This window comes from Streptomyces sp. UNOB3_S3 (assembly GCF_020740895.1).
Lineage (GTDB): Bacteria > Actinomycetota > Actinomycetes > Streptomycetales > Streptomycetaceae > Streptomyces.
Genome location: NZ_JAILXP010000475.1, coordinates 1 through 4,686, shown reverse-complemented (window position 1 = coordinate 4,686; position 4,686 = coordinate 1). Strand labels below are relative to the sequence as shown.

Here is a 4,686-nt window from a genome sequence, read left to right as displayed (position 1 = left end):
CTGATCGACACCGCCGGAGTCAACGTACGGGTGACCCGGATGACGCCCATTGGGCGGTTTCGTCCACGTCGTTCCTACTAGTCATACCGTGCGTGGCAGGATCGCTTCCGGGCGTGATCACGCCCGTCCCCCGGACCGGTCCCCCCGGAGGTGAGCCTGTGTCAGGACGGTTCACGCGCGTCGCCCGTGCCGCCCGCGTCGTCCGTACCGCCCGTGTCATCCGCGCCGCCCGCGTCCTCCGCGCGTCGGCGCTGGCCGTGAGCACCGTGCTCGCCGTGGCCGCCCTCCCCGCGCCGACGGCGGTCGCGGCCCCCGCCGATCCGCCCGGACAGCCGGTCAGCGCCCTGCTCACCCGGCTCCGGGCGCTCTACCGGCAGGCCGAGGAGGCCACGGAGGCCTACGACGCGACCGACGACAGGCTGAAGAAGCAGCGTGCCCGGACCGACAGGCTCAACGAGCAGCTGGCCGAGGCCCGGATCGCCCTCACCGCCGGCCGTGCGGAGGCGGGCCGTATCGCCCGCGAGCAGTACCGGGGCAGCCGGGGCCTCTCCCCTTATATGGAGTTCCTGCTCAGCGGCGACGCCCGGCAGGCCATGGACCGCGGCCACGAGATCAGACGCGCCGCCGGCCGCCGCGCCGACGCCGTGGAGCGGCTCGCGGACGGCGAGCGGCGCGCCGCCGCCCTCGCCCGCGAGGCCCGCGAGGCGCTCAGCGCCCAGCAGACCCTGGCCGCCCGGCAGAAGCGGCAGCGCGACGCGGTCCAGGAGCGGCTGGGCGAGGTGGAACGGCTGCTGGCCTCGCTCGACGGGGACCAGCTGGCCGCGCTGCGCCGCGCGGAGGCCGACGGCATCGGCGACGCCCAGCGCAAGCTGCTGGCCTCGGGCGCCCTCGGCGGCGCCCAGGCACCGTCGGAGGACGGCATCAGGGCCCTCGACTACGCCTTCCAACAGGTCGGCAAGCCCTATGTCTGGGGCGCGGAGGGCCCGGACGCCTTCGACTGCTCCGGGCTCACCTCCCAGGCCTGGGCCCACGCCGGGGACGTCATCCCCCGCACCAGCCAGGAGCAGTGGAAGACGCTGCCCAAGGTCCCGCTGAACGAGCTGCGCCCCGGTGACCTCGTCCTCTACTTCGAGGGCGCCACGCACGTCGCCCTCTACGTCGGCCACGGCCGGGTGATACAGGCCCCGCGCCCCGGCGACGTCGTCAAGGTCTCCCCCATCGCCGCGAACCCGCTGCTGGGGGCCGTGCGCCCGGACGCCGGGAAACCGCCCCTGGCCCGCTACATCCCCTACGTCCCCCCGGAGCCGCCGGGCGAGGTGTAGCCCGCCGTCAGCGCCCTCGTCTCCGCCACATACGCCTCCGCCGCCGACGCGTCGTAGAAGTAGTCGTCGAAGTCCGAGGGGTCGTCGAAGCCGTTGGCGACGCGGTCGGCGACCGGCTGGAGCCCCGCCGCCGCGTCGATCAGGGCGCGGATGTGCGGGGACCGCGGGCCGAGCATGGTGTTGGTCCAGCGGGTGACATGCCGTGCCGAGGCCCAGTACCGCTCGAAGGCCGTCCGCATCCACTCCGCGTCGAAGGGCTCGTCGCCCCGCTCCACGATCGAGGCGAGGTACGAGGCGGCGCACTTGGCCGCCGAGTTGGCGCCCTGCCCGGTGAGCGGGTCGTTGACGACGACCGCGTCGCCGACGCCCAGCACCAGCCCGCCCGACGGCAGCCGGCCGACCGGGTCACGGACGGCCGGGACATAGCGCCCGGCCAGGGTGGCGCCCGGGTCGGTCAGCTCCACGGCGGTGGCCCGCCCGTACTCCCAGGGCACGAACCACTCCAGCAGCTCCAGCGTCCGCGTCAGATGCTCCCCCGGCCCCTCGACGTCCTGGAAGACGTCGACGGGCCCGCCCGGCAGGCCCTCCCAGAAGAGGATGTCGGCCCGGCCGGAGGTGGTGAGCGTGGGGATGACCCACAGCTCGCCGACGCCGGGGACGATGGTGCAGCGCGCCGCGTCGTACTCCGGGTGCTCGGCGCGCGGGCCCAGGCCGTGGACGTAGGCGAGCGCGAGAGCGCGCTGCGGCGTGGTGTACGGGGAGCGCGCGGGGTCGCGGCGGAAGAGCGAGACGAGCTCCCCCTTGCCCGCGGCGACCAGCACCAGATCGTGGCGGGGGGCGAGGAAGTCGAGGTCGGAGACGGCCGCCGCGTGGACGACGAGCCGGCCGCCGCGCTCGGCGAAGGCGTCCAGCCAGCCGGCCATCTTCACCCGCTGGTCGACGGACTGGGCGTAGCCGTCGAGCCGGCCGATCCAGTCGACGGGCCGCTGGACGCCGGGCACCCCGGGGACCGTCCCAGCGACCGAGAAGCCCAGTCCCAGGGCGCGCGGGGCCAGGCCCTCCCAGAAGTTCAGCCCCAGCTCGCGCTCGTAGCGCAGCGCGGTGCGGAACATCATCTGGGTGGACATGACGCGGCCGGAGCGGATCTCCTCCGGTGTGCGGTTCGACATGACGGTCACGTCGTACCCCTTGGCCTGGAGTCCCAGGGCCAGCTGGAGCCCGGACTGACCGGCCCCGACTATGAGGATCCGTCGCAACGCCCGCCTCGGCTCGGCTCGGGTGCGGCGCTCGGCGCGGCACGGTGAACGGCCCGGGAGACGGCTCCCGGGGTGGTCTCCAGGGCCCGGCCCACCAGCGTCAGCAGCGTCTCCACGACGGTGATCCGGAGCCGGGCGTCCATGGTGACCACGGGGACGTCCGGCTCCAGGGACAGGGCCTCGCGCACCGCCTCGGGCGAGTGGCGCGCGGTGCCCTCGAAGTGGTTGACGGCGACGACGTAGGGCAGCCGGCAGCTCTCGAAGTAGTCGAGCGCCGGGAAGGAGTCGGCCAGCCGCCGGGTGTCGACGAGCACGACCGCGCCGATGGCGCCGCGCACCACGTCGTCCCACATGAACCAGAAGCGCTGCTGGCCGGGGGTGCCGAACAGGTACAGCACGAGGTCCGTGTCGAGGGTGATGCGGCCGAAGTCCATGGCGACGGTGGTCGTCGCCTTGGCGGGGACGGCGGTGTGGTCGTCGACGTCCTCCCCGGCGGTCGTCATGACCGCCTCCGTGCGCAGCGGGGTGATCTCGGAGACGGAGCCGACGAAGGTGGTCTTCCCGACCCCGAAGCCACCCGCGATCACGATCTTGGTGGCGGCGGGGGCGCGGGACAGGTCGGTCTGCCAGCCCGGGGCCGGTCCCGAGCCCGGTCCCGGGGCCGGTCCCGGGTCGCGGGGGGCCGTCGCGTCAGAGCCTGCGTAGTCCACTCAGCACCCTTTCGAGCAGCGCGCGGTCGGGTCGTCCGGTGAGGTGGCCGGTGCCGTAGACGCGGATCCTTCCCTGGTCGGCCAGGTCGCCGAGGAGCACGCGGACCACACCCAGCGGCATCCTCAGCAGCGCGGAGACCTCGGCGACGGAGCGCAGCCGCCGGCACAGCCCCAGGACGGCGCGCACCTCCGGCAGCAGCCAGGAGGCGAGCGCTCCGCCGCCCCCGGCCGGGGTGCCGGCCGGGGCGCCGGGGGCGCAGGCGTCGACCCGGCCGTCCTCGGCGTCGGCCAGGGCCGCGACGAAGGTCTCTATGAGCAGCACATGGCCGCAGCGGCCACGCCCGCCGGTGAGCGAGTACGGGCGTACGCGCGCGGTCGGCCGGTCCGGTACGGGCCCGGCGGGGGCGCGCAGCACGGGGGCGGCGGTGCTCATCCGGCGGCCTCCACCGACTGCCGCAGCTCCCTGCGGAGTTCGGGGGTCAGGACGTGTCCGGCCCGGCCCACGAAGAGGGCCATGTGGTAGGCGACCACGCCCATGTCGCAGTCGGGCGCGGTGTGGACGCCCAGCAGCGAGCCGTCGCTGATGGTCATGACGAACAGCCCGCCGCCGGCCATCGCGACCATCGTCTGCTTGACGGGCCCGCCGTCCATCAGCGCCGCCGCGCCCGAGGTGAGGCTGCCGAGCCCGGCGACGATGGTGGCGAGGTCGGCGGTGGAGCCGCGCGGCCCCTCGGCGGCCCCGCCCGCGCCGCGCGCGGCCGGGTGGTCGGGGGCGGAGGAGAGCAGCAGCAGTCCGTCGGAGGAGACGACCGCGACGGAGCGCACGCCCGGCACCTCCTCCACCAGATCGGTGAGCAGCCAGTGCAGGCTCCGGGCCTCCTCGCTCGGTCCGTAGGCGGTGACGCCCGTGGTGCGGGTGGGGGTTACTGGCGTCGCCCCCTGGGAAAATGCAGTCAACCGCGTGCCTCCTCGACAGTGCCGCCCTCGTCCGGCGCCCCCGTTCGGTTCCGATCAGTACCACGATCACGCGCGCCGTGATCACTTCCCGTCAACCCCGTCATATGCGTCAACTCCGCCTCCACGTCCCGGCGTCCGTCGCGCGCGCCCTGCTGGAAGCCGGCCAGTTTGCGGCGCAGCGCCTCCGCGTCGACGCCCTGGCGGACGCTGAGCGGTACGGGCTTGCGGGCGACGACCCGGGGGGTGCGCTTGGGCAGGCCGTTGCCGGTCATGCCGGGTACGTCCGTGGCGCCGTAGCCCACCGGGGGCGGTGCCATCGCCGGGCCGGCCGGTGCCGCGCCGGCCGCCGTCGAGGGCTCCGCTGCCGGTCCCCCGAGCCCGTGGCCGGGCGCGGGCCGGGCGGGCTGCTGCCACCGGGGCTCCGGGACCGGGGTCGGTGCC

5 protein-coding genes and 1 pseudogene are annotated in these 4,686 nt (G+C 75.1%); 1 reads left to right on the top strand and 5 read right to left on the bottom strand.

Annotation, left to right across the window (positions count from 1 at the left end; translation table 11 throughout):
• Window positions 1-158: 158 nt before the first annotated feature.
• Window positions 159-1,322, top strand: coding sequence for a C40 family peptidase (locus K6I33_RS32000; protein ID WP_308297354.1), 1,164 nt, complete (start codon window positions 159-161; stop codon window positions 1,320-1,322).
• Here the strand turns inward: K6I33_RS32000 and K6I33_RS31995 are convergent.
• The 5 genes and pseudogenes from K6I33_RS31995 to K6I33_RS31975 form a co-directional block, all read right to left on the bottom strand.
• Window positions 1,289-2,578, bottom strand: coding sequence for a styrene monooxygenase/indole monooxygenase family protein (locus tag K6I33_RS31995; protein ID WP_229358050.1), 1,290 nt, complete (start codon window positions 2,576-2,578; stop codon window positions 1,289-1,291). The genes K6I33_RS32000 and K6I33_RS31995 overlap by 34 nt on opposite strands.
• The gene (locus tag K6I33_RS31990) at window positions 2,560-3,288 is read right to left on the bottom strand and encodes an ATP/GTP-binding protein (RefSeq protein WP_229358049.1); all 729 of its coding nucleotides are present in this window, start codon (window positions 3,286-3,288) and stop codon (window positions 2,560-2,562) included. Before K6I33_RS31990 ends, K6I33_RS31995 begins: the two co-directional genes overlap by 19 nt.
• Entirely contained in the window at window positions 3,269-3,721 is a 453-nt protein-coding gene (locus K6I33_RS31985) for a DUF742 domain-containing protein (RefSeq protein ID WP_229358048.1), read from the bottom strand. The genes K6I33_RS31990 and K6I33_RS31985 overlap by 20 nt, the downstream gene beginning before the upstream one ends.
• A complete protein-coding gene (locus K6I33_RS31980) occupies window positions 3,718-4,155 on the bottom strand; it encodes a roadblock/LC7 domain-containing protein (RefSeq protein ID WP_374286365.1) in 438 nt (145 codons plus the stop codon). Before K6I33_RS31980 ends, K6I33_RS31985 begins: the two co-directional genes overlap by 4 nt.
• An 86-nt stretch (window positions 4,156-4,241) precedes the next feature.
• Window positions 4,242-4,686, bottom strand: a pseudogene (locus tag K6I33_RS31975) (histidine kinase); the annotation flags it as partial.